Annotated in this window: 16 protein-coding genes; 5 read left to right on the forward strand and 11 right to left on the reverse strand. The window is 57.0% G+C overall.

Annotated elements, in window-relative coordinates; genetic code table 11:
* Window positions 1-39: 39 nt before the first annotated feature.
* The 4 genes from nusB to nrdR form a co-directional block, all read right to left on the reverse strand.
* Window positions 40-459 carry a transcription antitermination factor NusB gene (nusB, locus tag FHW04_RS14180; protein ID WP_031374690.1) on the reverse strand — a complete coding sequence of 140 codons (420 nt, stop codon included), beginning with the start codon at window positions 457-459 and terminating at the stop codon, window positions 40-42.
* 19 nt (window positions 460-478) lie between these two features.
* A complete protein-coding gene (ribH, locus tag FHW04_RS14185; RefSeq protein ID WP_031374691.1) occupies window positions 479-949 on the reverse strand; it encodes a 6,7-dimethyl-8-ribityllumazine synthase in 471 nt (156 codons plus the stop codon).
* A gap of 91 nt (window positions 950-1040) precedes the next feature.
* The gene (gene ribD, locus FHW04_RS14190; RefSeq protein ID WP_069727935.1) at window positions 1041-2144 is read right to left on the reverse strand and encodes a bifunctional diaminohydroxyphosphoribosylaminopyrimidine deaminase/5-amino-6-(5-phosphoribosylamino)uracil reductase RibD; all 1104 of its coding nucleotides are present in this window, start codon (window positions 2142-2144) and stop codon (window positions 1041-1043) included.
* 3 nt (window positions 2145-2147) lie between these two features.
* On the reverse strand, window positions 2148-2597 hold the full coding sequence (gene nrdR / locus FHW04_RS14195) for a transcriptional regulator NrdR (protein WP_009091750.1): 450 nt from the start codon (window positions 2595-2597) through the stop codon (window positions 2148-2150).
* Between the two features lie 187 nt (window positions 2598-2784).
* Between nrdR and lysM the strand changes: the two genes are divergently transcribed.
* Together lysM and FHW04_RS14205 are read left to right on the forward strand one after the other, a co-directional pair.
* The gene (gene lysM / locus FHW04_RS14200; RefSeq protein WP_089562045.1) at window positions 2785-3222 is read left to right on the forward strand and encodes a peptidoglycan-binding protein LysM; all 438 of its coding nucleotides are present in this window, start codon (window positions 2785-2787) and stop codon (window positions 3220-3222) included.
* 17 nt (window positions 3223-3239) lie between these two features.
* Window positions 3240-3809 carry a DUF3251 domain-containing protein gene (locus FHW04_RS14205; protein WP_069727933.1) on the forward strand — a complete coding sequence of 190 codons (570 nt, stop codon included), beginning with the start codon at window positions 3240-3242 and terminating at the stop codon, window positions 3807-3809.
* 59 nt (window positions 3810-3868) lie between these two features.
* Here the strand turns inward: FHW04_RS14205 and secF are convergent, their stop codons facing one another.
* From secF to queA, 5 genes are all read right to left on the reverse strand, one after another.
* A complete protein-coding gene (secF, locus tag FHW04_RS14210) occupies window positions 3869-4837 on the reverse strand; it encodes a protein translocase subunit SecF (RefSeq protein ID WP_069727932.1) in 969 nt (322 codons plus the stop codon).
* Between the two features lie 10 nt (window positions 4838-4847).
* Window positions 4848-6695, reverse strand: coding sequence for a protein translocase subunit SecD (gene secD, locus FHW04_RS14215; protein ID WP_072050997.1), 1848 nt, complete (start codon window positions 6693-6695; stop codon window positions 4848-4850).
* 25 nt (window positions 6696-6720) lie between these two features.
* A complete protein-coding gene (gene yajC, locus FHW04_RS14220; RefSeq protein ID WP_031374695.1) occupies window positions 6721-7053 on the reverse strand; it encodes a preprotein translocase subunit YajC in 333 nt (110 codons plus the stop codon).
* On the reverse strand, window positions 7053-8201 hold the full coding sequence (tgt, locus tag FHW04_RS14225) for a tRNA guanosine(34) transglycosylase Tgt (protein WP_031374696.1): 1149 nt from the start codon (window positions 8199-8201) through the stop codon (window positions 7053-7055). The genes yajC and tgt overlap by 1 nt, the downstream gene beginning before the upstream one ends.
* Window positions 8202-8276: 75 nt before the next feature.
* A complete protein-coding gene (queA, locus tag FHW04_RS14230) occupies window positions 8277-9347 on the reverse strand; it encodes a tRNA preQ1(34) S-adenosylmethionine ribosyltransferase-isomerase QueA (RefSeq protein WP_031374697.1) in 1071 nt (356 codons plus the stop codon).
* Between the two features lie 103 nt (window positions 9348-9450).
* Here queA and FHW04_RS14235 point away from each other — a divergent pair, with 103 nt between their 5' ends.
* The 3 genes from FHW04_RS14235 (at window position 9451) to FHW04_RS14245 (ending at window position 12316) form a co-directional block, all read left to right on the forward strand.
* Window positions 9451-10032 carry an ACP phosphodiesterase gene (locus tag FHW04_RS14235; RefSeq protein WP_031374698.1) on the forward strand — a complete coding sequence of 194 codons (582 nt, stop codon included), beginning with the start codon at window positions 9451-9453 and terminating at the stop codon, window positions 10030-10032.
* A 205-nt stretch (window positions 10033-10237) separates the two neighbouring features.
* Window positions 10238-11050 (forward strand): inositol monophosphatase family protein, encoded by an 813-nt coding sequence (locus FHW04_RS14240; protein ID WP_031374699.1) that lies wholly within the window; start codon window positions 10238-10240, stop codon window positions 11048-11050.
* On the forward strand, window positions 11051-12316 hold the full coding sequence (locus FHW04_RS14245) for a histidine-type phosphatase (protein ID WP_046288490.1): 1266 nt from the start codon (window positions 11051-11053) through the stop codon (window positions 12314-12316).
* Window positions 12317-12805: 489 nt separating this feature from the next.
* On the opposite strand, the gene proY is transcribed toward FHW04_RS14245, so the two are convergent.
* Both proY and brnQ read right to left on the reverse strand, forming a co-directional pair.
* Window positions 12806-14158: a proline-specific permease ProY gene (gene proY / locus FHW04_RS14250; protein WP_089562044.1), complete on the reverse strand. Its 1353-nt coding sequence runs from the start codon at window positions 14156-14158 to the stop codon at window positions 12806-12808.
* A gap of 70 nt (window positions 14159-14228) precedes the next feature.
* A complete protein-coding gene (brnQ, locus tag FHW04_RS14255; protein ID WP_089562043.1) occupies window positions 14229-15548 on the reverse strand; it encodes a branched-chain amino acid transporter carrier protein BrnQ in 1320 nt (439 codons plus the stop codon).
* Between the last annotated feature and the right edge of the window lie 57 nt (window positions 15549-15605).

The raw sequence follows: 15605 nt of genomic DNA on the forward strand, positions 1-15605 counted from the left end.
ACCCTTTATGAAAAAAGGCCGGCAAGCCGGCCTTTTTGTTTATTTGCGATGGGGTCGAATCTGTGGACCGGCTTTATCCAGTACGCCGTTAACAAATTTATGACTGTCTTCAGCGCCGAACACTTTCGCCAGCTCAATCCCTTCGTTGATGGCCACTTTATAGGGCACATCAGCGCGTTTGCTCAGCTCATACAGCGAGATACGCAGGATAGCTTTTTCGACCTGGCCCAGCTCTTCGAGCTGACGCGACAGGTAAGGCTTCATCAGTCCATCCAGATACGCACTGTTGGTCGCCACACCGGACAGCAGTTCGCGGAAATAGCTAATATCGACGTCTTTGACGTCTTGTTCCGCCAGAAACTGGTATTCCACATCGGCAATGTCGTTGTTGGACAACTGCCAGGAGTAAAGCGCCTGAACAGCGCACTCACGGGCGCGACGACGAGCAGCAGGTTTCACAAAATTCCCCTTACAAAAATCAGGCTTTGATGGCTTTCAATACGTTGATCATTTCGAGCGCGGTCAGGGCCGCTTCGGCACCTTTATTACCGGCTTTGGTGCCAGCACGCTCAATGGCCTGCTCGATATTTTCGGTGGTCAGCACGCCGAACGCGACAGGAATCTCGCTGTTCATGGCAACGCTGGCGATACCGGAGCTGGCTTCACCGGCCACATATTCGAAGTGAGCAGTGCCACCACGAATTACCGTGCCCAGAGCAATAACGGCGTCATATTTGCTGGTGTTTGCCAGTGCGCGCGCTGCCAGCGGCAGTTCATACGCACCCGGAACCCAGACTACGGTGATATTGTCATCTTTGACCTGGCCAATACGTTTCAGGGCATCAACTGCACCATCCAGCAGGCTGTCATTAATGAAGTTGTTAAAACGCGCAATAACGATGGCAACATTGGCCTCAGGCGTTGCAACAGCAGCTTCGATAACTTTCATACTTATCCTTTCAGGGGGTTTGTTTGGCCCCGCGCAGGGGGGCGGATTCTATCATACTCTTCGGCGGCGTGCTCTCGCTTTTCCGTCCGTGTTATTGCGGCGTCAGGGTCAGGCGTAAATCCTCACCGACCTGGCGAACGTCGCGGAAAATCAGGCCTGGCGCATCAGCCAGACGATCAAGGCCCGGTAACTGGCACAGGCCGCGTCCCTGGTCGCCGAGTAATTTCGGTGCCAGATAGACAATCAGTTCATCGACCAGTCCGGCCTGCAGCAGCGCGCCCGCCAGGCTGGCACCCGCTTCGACCCAGACGCTGTTCACCTGACGCTGACCCAGCAGCATCATCATCGCCACCAGATCCAGCTGCTGTTCGCGCAGCGGCACGGCGATCTGACTGACGCGCTCTGGCCAATGCTGCTGATCGGGTTGATGGCGCATCAGCCAGGTTTCACCCGGCTGGTCAATGAGCCGATGCTGCGGCGTCACGCGGTTCTGGCTGTCGACAATCACCCGCAGCGGCTGCCGCAGTTGCTGTTGATCAAGTAACGCCTGGGTGTCCTGGTTGAGTTCGGACCAGCGCACCGTCAGCGACGGATCGTCAGCCAGCACCGTGGCGCTGCTGCTGAGGATCGCGGCACTTTGCGCCCGCAAGCGCTGCACATCGCGACGGGCGGCCGCCGAGGTGATCCACTGGCTTTCGCCATTCGCCATCGCGGTGCGGCCATCCAGCGAGGCACCCAGCTTAAGCTGGATCCACGGAAAACCGGTACGCATCCGCTTCAGGAAACCGCGATTCAGCGCTTCCGCCTCTTCCATCATTAGCCCGTGGCTGACCGCAATCCCGGCCTGATGCAGCCGGTGCAATCCGCGACCGGCAACCTGCGGGTTGGGGTCCTGCATCGCGGCGACCACCCGGCTCACGCCAGCGGCAATCAGCGCGTCGCTGCAGGGTGGCGTGCGACCATGATGGCTGCACGGCTCCAGCGTTACATAGGCGGTGGCACCGCGTGCTTTATCACCGGCCATCCGCAGAGCATGCACTTCTGCATGAGGCTCGCCGGCGCGCTGATGCCAGCCCTCGCCCACCACCTGACCGTCACGGACAATCACACAGCCCACATTCGGATTGGGCATGGTGGTAAAGCGGCCGCGGCGCGCCAGTTCCAGCGCGCGCGCCATGTAGATTTCATCGGTCATGGCTTAATCCTGTAACCGGGCGATCTCTTCGCCAAAATCACGAATATCTTCGAAGCTGCGGTAAACCGAGGCAAACCGAATATAGGCGACTTTATCGAGCTTTTTCAGCTCGTCCATCACCAGATTACCAATCAGTTTACTGGGAATTTCGCGTTCGCCAGTGGCGCGCAGCTGGGTTTTAATGTGGTTCACCGCGCTCTCGACCGCATCAGCACTGACCGGACGTTTCTCAAGCGCTTTCATCATCCCGCTGGCCATTTTGTCTTCATTGAAAGGCTCACGCACGTCATTACTTTTTACCACGCGCGGCATCACCAGTTCCGCCACCTCAAAGGTGGTAAAGCGTTCATGGCACATCAGACACTGGCGCCGGCGTCGCACCGACGATCCTTCACTAACCAGACGAGAATCAATCACTTTGGTGTCCACAGCGGAGCAGAATGGGCAATGCATGACGTTTCCTGACGCGAGATAGATGGGCCTGACAGTGTAGCGCGAACTGCCGGTCAACAAAATCTCTTCCGTGCCATTCCGTTGGCCAGCGCCCAGCATAAACGGTGTTAAATCGCGGCTGCGGCAAAAGGGTCTACGCTTATAGAGCCGCAAGACGGCGTATATCTACTAACACACTGGAGGTTGTATGGGACTGTTTAATTTCGTCAAAGAAGCGGGTGAAAAGCTTTGGGATGCCGTGAACGGTGGCGACGATCAAAATAAAAAACTGCAGGACCACATCAACAAGCTGGGCTTGCCGGACAGCGACAAGGTCGATGTGAAAGTGAATGGCGATACCGTCACGGTAAGCGGTGACGGCCTGTCACAGGAGCTGAAAGAGAAAATTCTGATCGCCGCCGGTAACGTTGCCGGCATCACCAAAGTCGAAGACAAGGTGACAACCAGCGACAGCGCTACTGAGTCTGAACTTTACACCGTGAAAAAAGGCGACACGCTGAGCGCTATTGCAAAGCAGGTTTATGGAAATGCTAACGAATACAACAAGATTTTCGAAGCTAACAAGCCAATGCTGTCGCATCCTGATAAGATCTACCCTGGCCAGGTTTTACGCATTCCAAAATAACCGACAAGGATAAACTTATGATCAGGACGGTTTGGGCGCCAGCAGCACTTTCACTGGCGTTACTGAGCGGTTGCAGTACTCCCGCGACCAACCCGCAGGTTAAGCAGTTGCATCAGGAAGTGAGCCAGCTCAATCAGCAGATGCAACACTTAACCACCCAGGCCAGTGCGCTGGAGATACAGGGGCAGCTCAACAGCCATTCCAGCAACGGTGCATGGCTGGTACCGCAGGCGAATACCCCGGTCGCGCTGCAGACTCAGCTCGGCACCTTGCGACTGACATTGTCGCCGGTGGTAGCCGAAGCCAGTGGATCGCGGACCACATTGTCGATCCGCGCAATGGGCGATCAACCGTTGCCTGCGCTGCATGCCACGGTAATCTGGGGCGAACTGGACCCGGCAACCGGCAAACCGCTCAACAGCGATAGTCTGAGTCAGAACATCGCCGTGCCCGCCTCACTGTTACCGCAACATACCGTTGAGGTTCCGCTGCGGCTGAGTGGCCTGACGCCGGATCAGCTCGGCTTTATCCGGGTGCACCAGGTTACCGCTGACGCACCGGCTCAAACCGTTCCTGCTGCGCCTTAACTGGCGCAAAAAAAACGGGCCGCCATCACTGGCAGCCCGTTTTTATCATCCCACCGCGCTTACGGCAGGATAGAAGGCTGATCGGCGCCCTCTTTCTCAACTTTCTGCACCAGCATATGTTCACGCTTCATGCCCAGCTTCAGCGCCAGCGCCGAAGAGACATAAATTGATGAAATCGTACCGATGGTCACACCAATCAACATGGTCAGTGAGAAGCCTTTCAGCAACGCGCCACCAAAGATGAACAGGATCAGGATCATCGCCAGCGTGGTCAGTGACGTAATCAGGGTACGGCTTAACGTCTGGGTCAGCGACACGTTGGTAATGTCGTAAGAGCTGCCGCGGCGAATCTTGCGGAAGTTCTCACGAATACGGTCGGAAACCACGATTTTATCGTTAAGCGAGTAACCAATCACCGACATCAGCGAGGCGACAATCGTCAGGTCGATCTCAATCCGGAACAGCGCCAGCAGACCGCAGGTGATGATCACGTCGTGCGCCAGCGCCAGCACGGTGCCCAGCGCCAGACGCCACTCAAAGCGGAAACCGATATAGATCAGAATCGCAATCAGCGCTGACAGCAGCGCCATCGCCCCCGCCTGCGCCAGATCGCTGCCGACGCTCGGGCCGACGAACTCAATGCGCTTAACGGTCGCGTTCTGCTGGGTGGTCTGGTTGATTACCGACACCACTTTGTTGCCTAACTCGGTGCCTGCCGGGCCGGTGACGGGCGCCATGCGCACCATCACGTCACGGCTGCTGCCGAAGTTCTGCACCAGCGGCTCGTCGAAGCCCGCTTTCACCAAATCGCCACGCAGCGTATCAAGGTCGGCCGGTTTTTCCAGCGCGATCTCAATCACCGTACCGCCGGTGAAATCGAGACCCCAGTTGAAGCCACGAATGCCGACAATCGCAATCGCGGCTACGATCAGCAGCCCCGAAATGATGAAGGCCAGCTTATCCCAGCGCATAAAGTCGACGACTTTACGCCCGTGGTTCAACTGCTCAATGTTATATTCCTGTGCCACAACGCACTCCTCAGATAGACAGCTTGTTGATGCGTTTGCCACCGTAAACCAGGTTAACAATGGCACGGGTACCTACGATCGCGGTGAACATTGAGGTCGCGATACCAATTGCGGTGGTAATCGCAAAGCCTTTGATCGAACCGGTGCCGACCGCATAAAGAATGATGACTTTGATCAGGGTGGTCACGTTCGCATCGACAATACTGGAGAAGGCGCCTTTATAGCCCTCATGAATTGCCTGCTGAACCGATCGCCCGTTACGCAGTTCTTCTTTAATACGTTCGTTAATCAGTACGTTAGCATCAACTGCTACCGCCAGCGTTAACACAATACCGGCAATACCCGGCATGGTCAGGGTTGCACCAGGCAGCAGGGACATGACGCCGACGATCAGCACCAGGTTCACCAGCAGCGCACTGGTCGCAATCAGACCAAACTTCTTGTAGAACACCACCATAAACAGGATCGACGCAAGCAGGCCCCACAGGCAGGCTTCCAGACCCTGAGTAATGTTCTGCTGACCCATGGTCGGACCGATAGTGCGCTCTTCCACAATCTGGATAGGCGCAATCAACGCACCGGCACGCAGCAGCAGCGACAGCTGACGTGCTTCGTTCGGGTTGTTGATACCGGTGATGCGGAAGCTGTTCCCCAGACGAGACTGGATGTTGGCGACGTTAATCACCTCTTCCTGTTTCACCAGAATTGAACGGCCATTGGCATCTTTTTTACCGCTGTCTTTGTACTCCACAAACAGGGTCGCCATCGGCTTGCCGATGTTGTCCTTGGTGAAGTTCGACATGATGTTACCGCCCGCGCCATCCAGTGAAATGTTCACCTGTGGCTGGTTGTATTCATCCATGCTGGAGGTCGAGTCGGTGATGTGGTCACCGGTCAGGATCACCCGCTTGTAGAGCACCACCGGCTGGCCGTCACGCATATCTTTGACTTCAGAGTCGCCCGGCACCCGGCCACTGGCCGCCGCGGTAGGATCAACGCTGGTATTAACCAGACGGAATTCCAGCGTCGCGGTCGCACCCAGAATCTCTTTGGCGCGTGCAGTGTCCTGAATACCTGGCAGCTCAACCACAATGCGATCGGAACCCTGACGCTGTACCAGTGGTTCGGCCACGCCCAGCTGGTTCACACGGTTACGCAGAATCGTGATGTTCTGCTGGACCGCATATTCACGCGCTTCGCTCAGGCGCGCATCGCTCATGGTGGCACGCAGCGCATCATTGCCGCTGCTTTTGATCACCAGATCCTGATGACGTGAGGTCAGCCAGGAGACAGCAGCATCGCGGCTGGCGGCGTCACGGAAACGAATTTCCACCCCGTAGTTCGCGATTTTGTTGACGTTGGTATAAGGAATATTTTTGGTGCGCAGGTCGCTACGCAGCGTATCGGCATTCTGCTCCTGCAGCTTGCCTAAGGCGGTGTCCATGTCCACTTCCATCAGGAAGTGCACGCCGCCACGCAGATCGAGACCGAGTTTCATCGGTTCCGCTGACAGCATGGTCAGCCAGCGTGGCGTGGCCGGGGCCAGGTTCAGCGCCACAACGTAGTCTTCGCCCAGCGCCTTCATGATCGCTTCACGGGCGCGTAACTGCACATCGGTGTTAGCGAAGCGCGCGGTAATGGCGCCATTTTCCAGCGCAACGGATTTGCTCTGGATATTGTCTTGTTTTAATGCGGACTGAATGTGATCCAACGTCTGCTCACTGGCGGCGCTTCCGCGCGCGCCAGTGATTTGAACGGCCGGATCCTCACCATACAGGTTGGGAAGCGCATACAGCAGGCCGACGAGAATCACGACGACCAGCATCACATACTTCCACAAAGGATAACGATTTAACACGGCAGTTCCCTTAGGGAAGATAGAATTACAGCGCCTTCATAGTACCTTTCGGCAGGACGGCAGCGACGAAATCACGTTTAATGACCACTTCATTGGTCTCATTCAGCGCGATAGAAACGTAGCCAGTGTCAGACACTTTTGTTACGCGACCTACCAGGCCACCGCTGGTCAGCACTTCATCGCCCTTTGAGATGGAATCCATCAGCTTCTTGTGCTCTTTCGCACGTTTCTGCTGCGGACGCAGGATCATGAAATAGAAAATCAGACCAAACACCACCAGCATGATCACCAGAGAATACGGACTTCCCTGCGACGGTGCGCCTGCTGCGGCCACGGCGTCAGAAATGAAAAAGCTCATTAAATTTCCCTCATTGATGAATTATCAGACGTTAAAGGCGGAACTTCTTTGCCCGTCCGTTGGTAGAACTCGTTTACAAAGCGCTCTAATTTACCCTCTTCGATGGCCTGGCGTAAACCTGCCATCAGGCGCTGGTAATAGCGCAGATTGTGAATCGTGTTCAGACGCGCGCCCAGTATTTCGTTACAGCGGTCCAGATGATACAGGTAGGCGCGGCTGTAATTACGACAGGTGTAGCAATCACATTCGGCATCCAGTGGCGCAGTGTCATCTTTATATTTGGCGTTGCGGATTTTAACCACACCGTCAGTCACAAACAGATGGCCGTTACGCGCGTTACGGGTTGGCATCACGCAATCGAACATATCGACGCCGCGACGGACCCCTTCCACCAGATCTTCAGGTTTGCCGACACCCATCAGATAGCGCGGTTTATCCTGCGGAAGCTGCGGGCAGACGTGCTCAAGAATACGGTGCATGTCCTGTTTAGGCTCACCCACCGCCAGGCCGCCCACAGCGTACCCATCAAAGCCAATCTCTACCAGACCTTTCACCGACACATCTCGTAAATCTTCGTAAACCGAGCCCTGGATGATGCCGAACAGCGCATTTTTGTTACCGAGGCTGTCAAAACGGTCACGGCTGCGTTTCGCCCAGCGCAGCGACATCTCCATCGAGCGTTTGGCATAGTCCCAGTCCGCCGGGTACGGCGTACATTCGTCGAAGATCATTACGATGTCGGAGCCGAGGTCATACTGAATCTCCATCGACTTTTCAGGATCGAGGAAAATCGCGTCGCCATTGATGGGGTTACGGAAGTGCACCCCGGCTTCGGTAATTTTGCGGATGTCGCCCAGGCTGAAGACCTGGAAACCACCGGAATCGGTGAGGATCGGCCCTTTCCACTGCATAAAATCATGCAGGTCGCCGTGCAGTTTCATGATCTCCTGGCCCGGACGCAGCCAGAGGTGGAAGGTGTTGCCCAGAATAATCTGCGCCCCGGTCTCCTGCACTTCTTCCGGCGTCATGCCTTTTACCGTGCCGTAGGTGCCGACCGGCATAAACGCCGGGGTTTCGACCACGCCGCGATCAAAAATCAGACGGCCACGGCGCGCGCGCCCGTCTGTGGTATCAAGTTCAAATTTCACAAAGCCTCCACCGGAGAAACAGTCCGATGTCTACAACCCTGCGCCAGAAGGCGCGTCAGGTCGTGGGTTAATAAATCAGTCGCCAATCTTTTCCATCGGCGCCTGCGGATTTTTGCTGATAAACATCGCGTCACCATAACTGAAGAAACGATATTGCTCAGCCACGGCAGCGCGGTAGGCCGCCATGGTGTGCTGGTAACCGGCAAACGCCGAGACCAGCATAATCAGGGTAGATTCGGGCAGGTGGAAATTGGTGATCAGCGCATCGATCACCTGATAGTGGTAGCCCGGATAGATAAAAATCTGGGTATCGTCGAAGAACGGCGCAATCAGCGCATCCTGACTCGCTTTGGCCGCGCTCTCCAGCGAGCGTACTGAGGTGGTGCCAACCGCGACCACCTTGTTGCCGCGCGCTTTACAGGCCAGCACCGCATCCACGACCTCCTGCGGCACTTCCGCATATTCGGCATGCATGTGATGTTCTTCGATGTTGTCGACGCGCACCGGCTGGAAGGTGCCCGCCCCGACATGCAGCGTGACAAATGCCATCTCAACGCCCTTCTCTTTCAGCGCCTGCAACAGCGGCTCATCGAAGTGCAATCCGGCGGTAGGCGCAGCGACGGCACCGGGACGGGCACTGTAAACGGTCTGATAGAGTTCGCGGTCGGCCTCTTCATCAGGGCGATCGATGTACGGTGGCAGCGGCATATGGCCGACGCTGTTCAGGATGTCGAGTACTGCCCGATCATCGTCAAAGGCGATCTCGAACAGGGCGTCGTGGCGCGCCACCATCGTCGCTTTAACGCTCTCATCTTCACCCAGCAACAGGGCTGCACCCGGCTTGGGTGCTTTTGAGGCGCGCACATGGGCCAGCACGCGCTTGTCGTCGAGCATCCGCTCCACCAGCATTTCGATTTTGCCGCCGCTGGCTTTACGGCCATAGACGCGCGCCGGGATCACGCGGGTGTTGTTGAACACCAGCAGATCGCCTGGATTGAGCTTATCCAGCACGTCGGTGAATACACCGTGCGTCAGTGCGCCGCTGGGACCATCGAGCGACAGCAGACGACAGCCGCTGCGCTGCGCCTGGGGATAGTGGGCAATCAGGGATTCGGGCAATTCAAAAGCAAAATCGGCGACACGCATGAAAGAGTTCTTTCTCAGGCAAAAACAGGCGGCACAGTTTAGCGGAAAAACGACCAATTCTGAACAACTGGCTGCGCAAAGGCAGTTCAGCCTATAATGAGCCATGAACTTTCTTGCTCATCTCCATCTGGCCCAACTGGCTGACAGCTCGCTACTCGGCAATTTAATGGCTGATTTTGTGCGCGGTAACCCGCACCAGCACTGGCCCACGCCGGTGGCTGACGGCATTCTGATGCATCGTCGGCTCGACGTCATGACCGATGCGTTGCCGGAAGTCCGTCGCGCCCGTCAGCTGTTCCGTCCGGAAACCTATCGCGTGGCCCCGATTACCCTTGATGTCATCTGGGACCATTTTCTGGCCCGTCACTGGACGCATTTCACCTCTGATCTGACGCTGGCGCAGTTTTCTGCCGCTGCCGAGCGCGAAATCGTGCCGCAGCTGGCGGCGACCCCGGAGGAATTTCAGCGGCTGAACGCAGTGATGTGGCATGAACGCTGGTTCGAGCACTACGCCCAGCCCGCCCGGCTGGAACGGGTGCTGCACGGCATGGCCAGCCGCCGCCCACGCCTGGCGGCACTGCGCGATTCTTATCACGACTTCACTGAACACTATGAGCAGCTTGAAGCCCTGTTTTTCATTTTTTATCCGCGTTTAATGGCGCAGGCGACGGCCAGAACGCTGTAAAACCCGATCCTCTTCTGTTGGCTGGCAGATGCCGGCCAATACCGCACAAAAAAGCCGCCTGCCCGCCCCCTCCCCATCTTGCCATCGCGTCTTATCTGCGGCTTAATGAAGCCTTTCTTAACAATAGTTAAGCAAAACACACAGCCAGACCGCCTGTTCAGGCGCGCCTTCCGTTCGCTATGGCAAAAAAACATAAGAGGGAAAGATGTCATCCGCTTCGCATTCTGAAATTGACGCGCGTTACCGTTACGCCTGCGACATCGCCCGTGCGGCGGCCAGCCGGGCTTATTCGTGGTATCAGCAGCGTCAAAACCTGGTGGTGGAACACAAGAGGGATCTGCAGGACGTGGTCAGCGAAGCCGATCGCAACGTCGAAGCATTAATCAAGACGTTGATTGAGGAGCGCTTCCCGGACGATGCCGTCTACGGTGAAGAGAGCGGCGGCGAAACAGGCAACGCCAGCTTTATCTGGGTCGTCGATCCAATTGATGGCACCGCCTGCTTCGTCAACGGCCTGCCTAACTGGTGCGTCTCGCTGGCAGTGGTGTGCGACGGTGAACCGGTGATTGGCGTGGTGTGCGATCCTAATCATCAGGAGCTGTTCCACGCCCGACTGGGCCAGGGCGCGTGGGTCAACGAGACCCGGTTGCAGGTACATGCAGCGCAACATCTCAACGAAGGTCTGCTCGGCATCAGTCACTCCAGCCGCACGCCGGGCGAGAGCGTTACCCGCCTGATTGCCGGACTGACTCAACAGGGCGGCATGTTTATCCGCATCGGTTCCGGCGCGCTGACCAGCGCCTGGGCGGCAGCGGGCCGGTTAATCGGCTACTACGAAGCGCATATGCATCCGTGGGATAGCCTGCCGGGCATTGTGCTGATGCGAGAAGCCGGTGGCGTCACTAACGATTACCTCAGTAACGACGGACTGAAAAATGGCAATCCGGTGCTGCTGGCGAATGCCACGCTCTATCCAAAGATAAAAGCGCTGACCGGCAATCGCGCGCTGGACGAATAAATGCGCGCTACCCGATGGTGCCAATGCACGTTAGCCCTGAGTGCACTCTGGCTACTGAGCCTGCCGATGCAGGCGGCCCCGCTGCCCCATTATCAGTTGGAAAAAGTGGTCGAACTGAGCCGGCACGGCGTGCGGCCACCGACGCCCGGCAACCGTAAAGAGATCGAAGCCGCCAGCCAGCAGCCGTGGACGGTATGGACCACGGCGGATGGCGAGCTGACCGGTCACGGCTACAGCGCAGTGGTCAACAAAGGACGCTGGCAGGGCGAACATTACCGCCAGCTTGGTTTACTGCCTGCTGGCTGCCCGACGGCAGACGACGTCTATCTGCGCGCCAGCCCGCTCCAGCGCACCCGAGCCACCGCCCAGGCGATAGCCGACGGTGCGTTTCCGGGCTGTGGCGTACCGATCCATCAGGTGACCGGTGAGGTTGATCCACTGTTTCAGAGCGATAAGCTGGCGTTTGCACAAACCGATCCGCAGCAAGAACTTGCGGCTAAGCAGCAGAAAGCGGGCGATCTGGCGCAGTTACAGCAGCAACTGCAACCGGCTATTCAGCAGCTTAAAGCCGCGGTTTGCCCGCCCACGGCGAAATGTGATTTCTTTGATCGCCCATGGCAATTCAAACAGACCCGCAGCGGCCACACCTACGTCGAAGGACTGAGCGTGATGGCCAGTATGGTTGAGACCCTGCGGCTGGGTTACAGCGAAAATCTGCCCGTCGATCAGCTGGCGTGGGGGCATATCACCACCGCGGCGCAAATTACCCGCCTGCTGCCGTTGCTGACCGCTAATTACGATTTGAGTAATGATCTGCTCTATCAGGCACAGCGGCGGGGATCGATTTTACTGCAGGCGATGCTGACCGAAATCGCCAGCAATGCCTCCACTGCCCGCTGGCTGATCCTGGTGGCGCATGACACCAATATTGCGATGGTGCGTACCCTGATGGGGTTTGACTGGCAGCTGCCGGGCTACGCGCGCGGCAATATTCCGCCCGGCGGCAGTCTGGTGCTGGAGCGCTGGCGTGACAGCCAGAGCGGCGAGCGTTTTCTGCGGCTCTACTTCCAGGCACAGAGCCTTGATGGCCTGCGTCAGTTACAGCCGATTGAAGACGCACAGGGTTTATTGCGTCAGGAGTGGCATCAGCCAGACTGCAGAATGACCGACGTCGGGCTGCTGTGTCCTTATCAATCGACCCTGACCGGCTGGCAACAACGGCTGGACAAGCGCGCCACGCAGCCGGTTTCCATCCGGCTGCCCTGAGCTGCCGCTAATCAAATCCATGCCGCGCTCGCTGCGCGGCGTAAATATGCTTTATCAGGCTTAATTGGTTGTATTGCTGTCGCCTGGTACTTTTCTTATTTAAATAACCCAGCTATCAGCGGCGTTAATTTTGTTTTACGATAACCGGGTCAATCATCCCTTTTTATTTCTCTGATTCTCTTGAATATTTCGGCGACTGGTTTCGCCGTTTTTTTATTTATTTGCTGTTCTCTTCGCCCCGCCACAGCCGCCCTGATGCGCTTAACGCCGATGTTTAGCTGGCAATCCCCTTCACCGCAGATAATTAACCGCGCAGGCGGATAGGTTATTCCACCGTCTGAAAGCGCCATCCGCCCGGGTTATTTCGTTACGGTGTTGTGACTGACATAAATAGCCAGCGCAGCGTCAGAGAAGTCAGTCGGGGGAAGAGAGAAGATGGAAGAGATGGCAAAGCGCATCTGCTCCCCCGCCAGGGGGAGCAGCCGACAATCAGCGCGGTTTACGTACCAGCTTATAGCCCAGCAGCAGCACCACTATCCACACCACGCCGACATAGAGCGATACCCGGGTATCCGGGAAATAGCCGATCAGCGCAATGATGAAGCAGAGGAATGCGACACCGACACCCGCGGTCCAGCTGCCGCCTGGCAGCGCGAACTTCAGTTCGCTGGCAGCCTGTTTGCCGATTTTGCGGCGGAAGGCGATCTGCGACAGCAGAATCATGATCCACACCCAGACCGTCGCAAAGGTGGCCAGCGAGGCGATGACCAGGAACACTTTTTCCGGCATCAGGTAGTTGAGATAGACCGCAATCAACATGGCGAACATCATCACCACCACCGTCACCCACGGAATACCGCGTGAAGAGACTTTCATAAACATCTTCGGCGCGTGTCCCTGCTGGGCCATACCGTGCAGCATGCGCCCTACGCCAAACACGTCGCTGTTGATCGCTGACAGTGAGGCGGTCAGGACCACAAAATTAAGAATCGAGGCGGCCGCCGCGATGCCCAGATGCTGGAAGGTCAGCACAAACGGGCTGCCCGAGGTGCCTACCTGGTTCCACGGATAGATCGACATAATCACAAACAGCGTGCCGACATAAAACACCAGAATACGCCAGGGTACCGAGTTAATGGCGCGCGGGATCGACTTCTCCGGATCCTTCGCTTCACCGGCCGTGATACCGATGATTTCGATACCGCCGTAGGCGAACATCACCATCTGCAGCGACAGCAACATTCCGACCACGCCGTGGGCAAAGAAGCCGCCGTTGGTCCACAGGTTATGGATGCCGGTCGGCTGGCCGCCGTTGCCGATGCCCCAGATAATCATGCCGAAACCGGCCAGAATCATCACAATGATGGTGGCGACTTTGAAGAAAGAGAACCAGAACTCCACTTCGCCAAACACCTTCACGCTCATCAGGTTGACCGCGCCGATGATCAGCACCACGCTCAGTACCCAAATCCAGTGCGGCACCTCCGGAAACCAGACGCCCATATAGATGCCGAACGCCGTCACATCGGCGATCGCCACGATCAGGATTTCGAAGCAGTAGGTCCAGCCGGTAATGTAGCCCGCCATCGGACCGAGATAATCCTGGGCGTAACGGGAGAATGAGCTGGCCTGGGGATTGTTGACGGACATCTCACCCAGCGCACGCATGATGATGTAGGCCACGGCCCCGCCGATAATATAGGCGAGCAGCACGCTGGGTCCGGCCATTTTGATCGCATCGGCGGAACCGTAAAACAGCCCGGTGCCAATCGCCGATCCCAGCGCCATAAAGCGGATGTGGCGCGTGCTCAGTCCGCGTTTGAGCTTATTGATTTCTTGCATAACAACCTGTACCTGTGAAATGAAAAAACCACGGGCAAGCCCGTGGTTAAAGAAAAATCAGTGCCATCTGCTACGAGTGAACGGAAACCTGTTCGCGTCCTTTAACCCGATCCACCACGGCGGCAATCAGCAGCATCACCAGCGATGGCGGCAACCAGGCAAGTCCCTGATCGGCCAGCGGCAGGTGCTGACTGAATGCAGGCAGCAACGCTTTAAACCCGGTAGTTTTAATCGCATCAATAATGCCGAACAGCAGGCTAATCAGCATTGCTGGCGCAATAATCCGGCTGCTCTTGTTCCACCAGTTCAGGGTGAAGCTCAGCACCACCAGCACGATACAAGGCGGATAAATCGCCGTCAGGACCGGGATGGAGATCTGAATCAGGTGGCTCAGGCCGAGGTTCGACACCACCATCGAGAACAGACCAAGGATAAACACCAGCGTTTTATACGACAATGGCAGGTATTGCGCAAAAAATTCCGCACAGGCACAGGTCAGACCGACCGCCGTTACCATACAGGCAACAAAGATCAGCGCCGCCAGGAAGAAGCTGCCCATACCGCCAAATGTCTGCTGAACGTAAGCGTGCAGAATCGCTGCGCCGTTCGCATTCTGATCGACCAGCGCGCCGCTGCCGGAGCCCAGTTTAAACAGGCACAGGTAGACCAGCGTCAGGCCCACGCCAGCAATCAGGCCGGCCAGAACGGTGTAACGCGTCAGCAGCGCGGCATTATCAACCCCGCGTGAACGGGCCGCGTTCACGATCACGATGCCGAACACCAGTGCGCCCAGCGTATCCATGGTCAGATAGCCGTTCACAAAACCGCTGGAGAACGCCGCACGCTGATAATTTTCCGTCGCCGGAATAGTGCCGCCCGCTGGCCACACCAGCGCAGCAATGCCCAGCACGGTCAGCGCCACAATTTTTAGCGGCGCAAGGAAATGGCCGACGGTATCGAGCAGTTTACCCGGATAGAGCGACACGCCAATCACCAGCGCAAAATAGACCAGGCTGTAGATAAATAGCGGCATCGCGCCATCACCGGTCAGCGGGGCAATCCCCATCTCAAAGGAGACGGTGGCCGTCCGCGGCGTCGCAAAGAGTGGCCCGACCGCCAGATAGCAGACGGTGGCCAGCACCAGACCGGCAACCTTACCGATTGGGGTACTGAGTGCATCCACGCCGCCGCCGACGCGCGCCAGCGCTACCACGGTCATCACCGGCAGACCCACGGCAGTGATCAGAAAGCCAATAGCGGCGGTCCAGACGTGTTCGCCAGACTGAATGCCAACCATCGGCGGGAAAATGATGTTGCCCGCGCCAACGAACAGGGCAAATGTCATGAAGCCCAGCGCGAGAATGTCTTTCGAGGTTAAACGATGTGTCATACGGCCTGTCACTGATGTTGCGGTGGAAGTTGGGTTTGTGTTGTCCCCTCGCTGCGT

The organism is Pantoea sp. AN62 (assembly GCF_050432985.1).
In the GTDB taxonomy this organism is placed as follows: Bacteria; Pseudomonadota; Gammaproteobacteria; order Enterobacterales; family Enterobacteriaceae; genus Pantoea; species Pantoea brenneri.

Excerpts from the sequence above, each read along its gene's own strand:
- ribH (WP_031374691.1), bottom strand. The coding sequence starts at position 949 with ATGAAAGTTATCGAAGCTGCTGTTGCAACGCCTGAGGCCAATGTTGCC.
- proY (WP_089562044.1), bottom strand. The coding sequence starts at position 14,158 with ATGCAAGAAATCAATAAGCTCAAACGCGGACTGAGCACGCGCCACATC.
- lysM (WP_089562045.1), top strand. The coding sequence starts at position 2,785 with ATGGGACTGTTTAATTTCGTCAAAGAAGCGGGTGAAAAGCTTTGGGAT.
- queA (WP_031374697.1), bottom strand. The coding sequence starts at position 9,347 with ATGCGTGTCGCCGATTTTGCTTTTGAATTGCCCGAATCCCTGATTGCC.
- FHW04_RS14245 (WP_046288490.1), top strand. The coding sequence starts at position 11,051 with ATGCGCGCTACCCGATGGTGCCAATGCACGTTAGCCCTGAGTGCACTC.
- brnQ (WP_089562043.1), bottom strand. The coding sequence starts at position 15,548 with ATGACACATCGTTTAACCTCGAAAGACATTCTCGCGCTGGGCTTCATG.
- ribD (WP_069727935.1), bottom strand. The coding sequence starts at position 2,144 with ATGACCGATGAAATCTACATGGCGCGCGCGCTGGAACTGGCGCGCCGC.
- FHW04_RS14235 (WP_031374698.1), top strand. The coding sequence starts at position 9,451 with ATGAACTTTCTTGCTCATCTCCATCTGGCCCAACTGGCTGACAGCTCG.
- FHW04_RS14240 (WP_031374699.1), top strand. The coding sequence starts at position 10,238 with ATGTCATCCGCTTCGCATTCTGAAATTGACGCGCGTTACCGTTACGCC.
- nrdR (WP_009091750.1), bottom strand. The coding sequence starts at position 2,597 with ATGCATTGCCCATTCTGCTCCGCTGTGGACACCAAAGTGATTGATTCT.
- yajC (WP_031374695.1), bottom strand. The coding sequence starts at position 7,053 with ATGAGCTTTTTCATTTCTGACGCCGTGGCCGCAGCAGGCGCACCGTCG.
- FHW04_RS14205 (WP_069727933.1), top strand. The coding sequence starts at position 3,240 with ATGATCAGGACGGTTTGGGCGCCAGCAGCACTTTCACTGGCGTTACTG.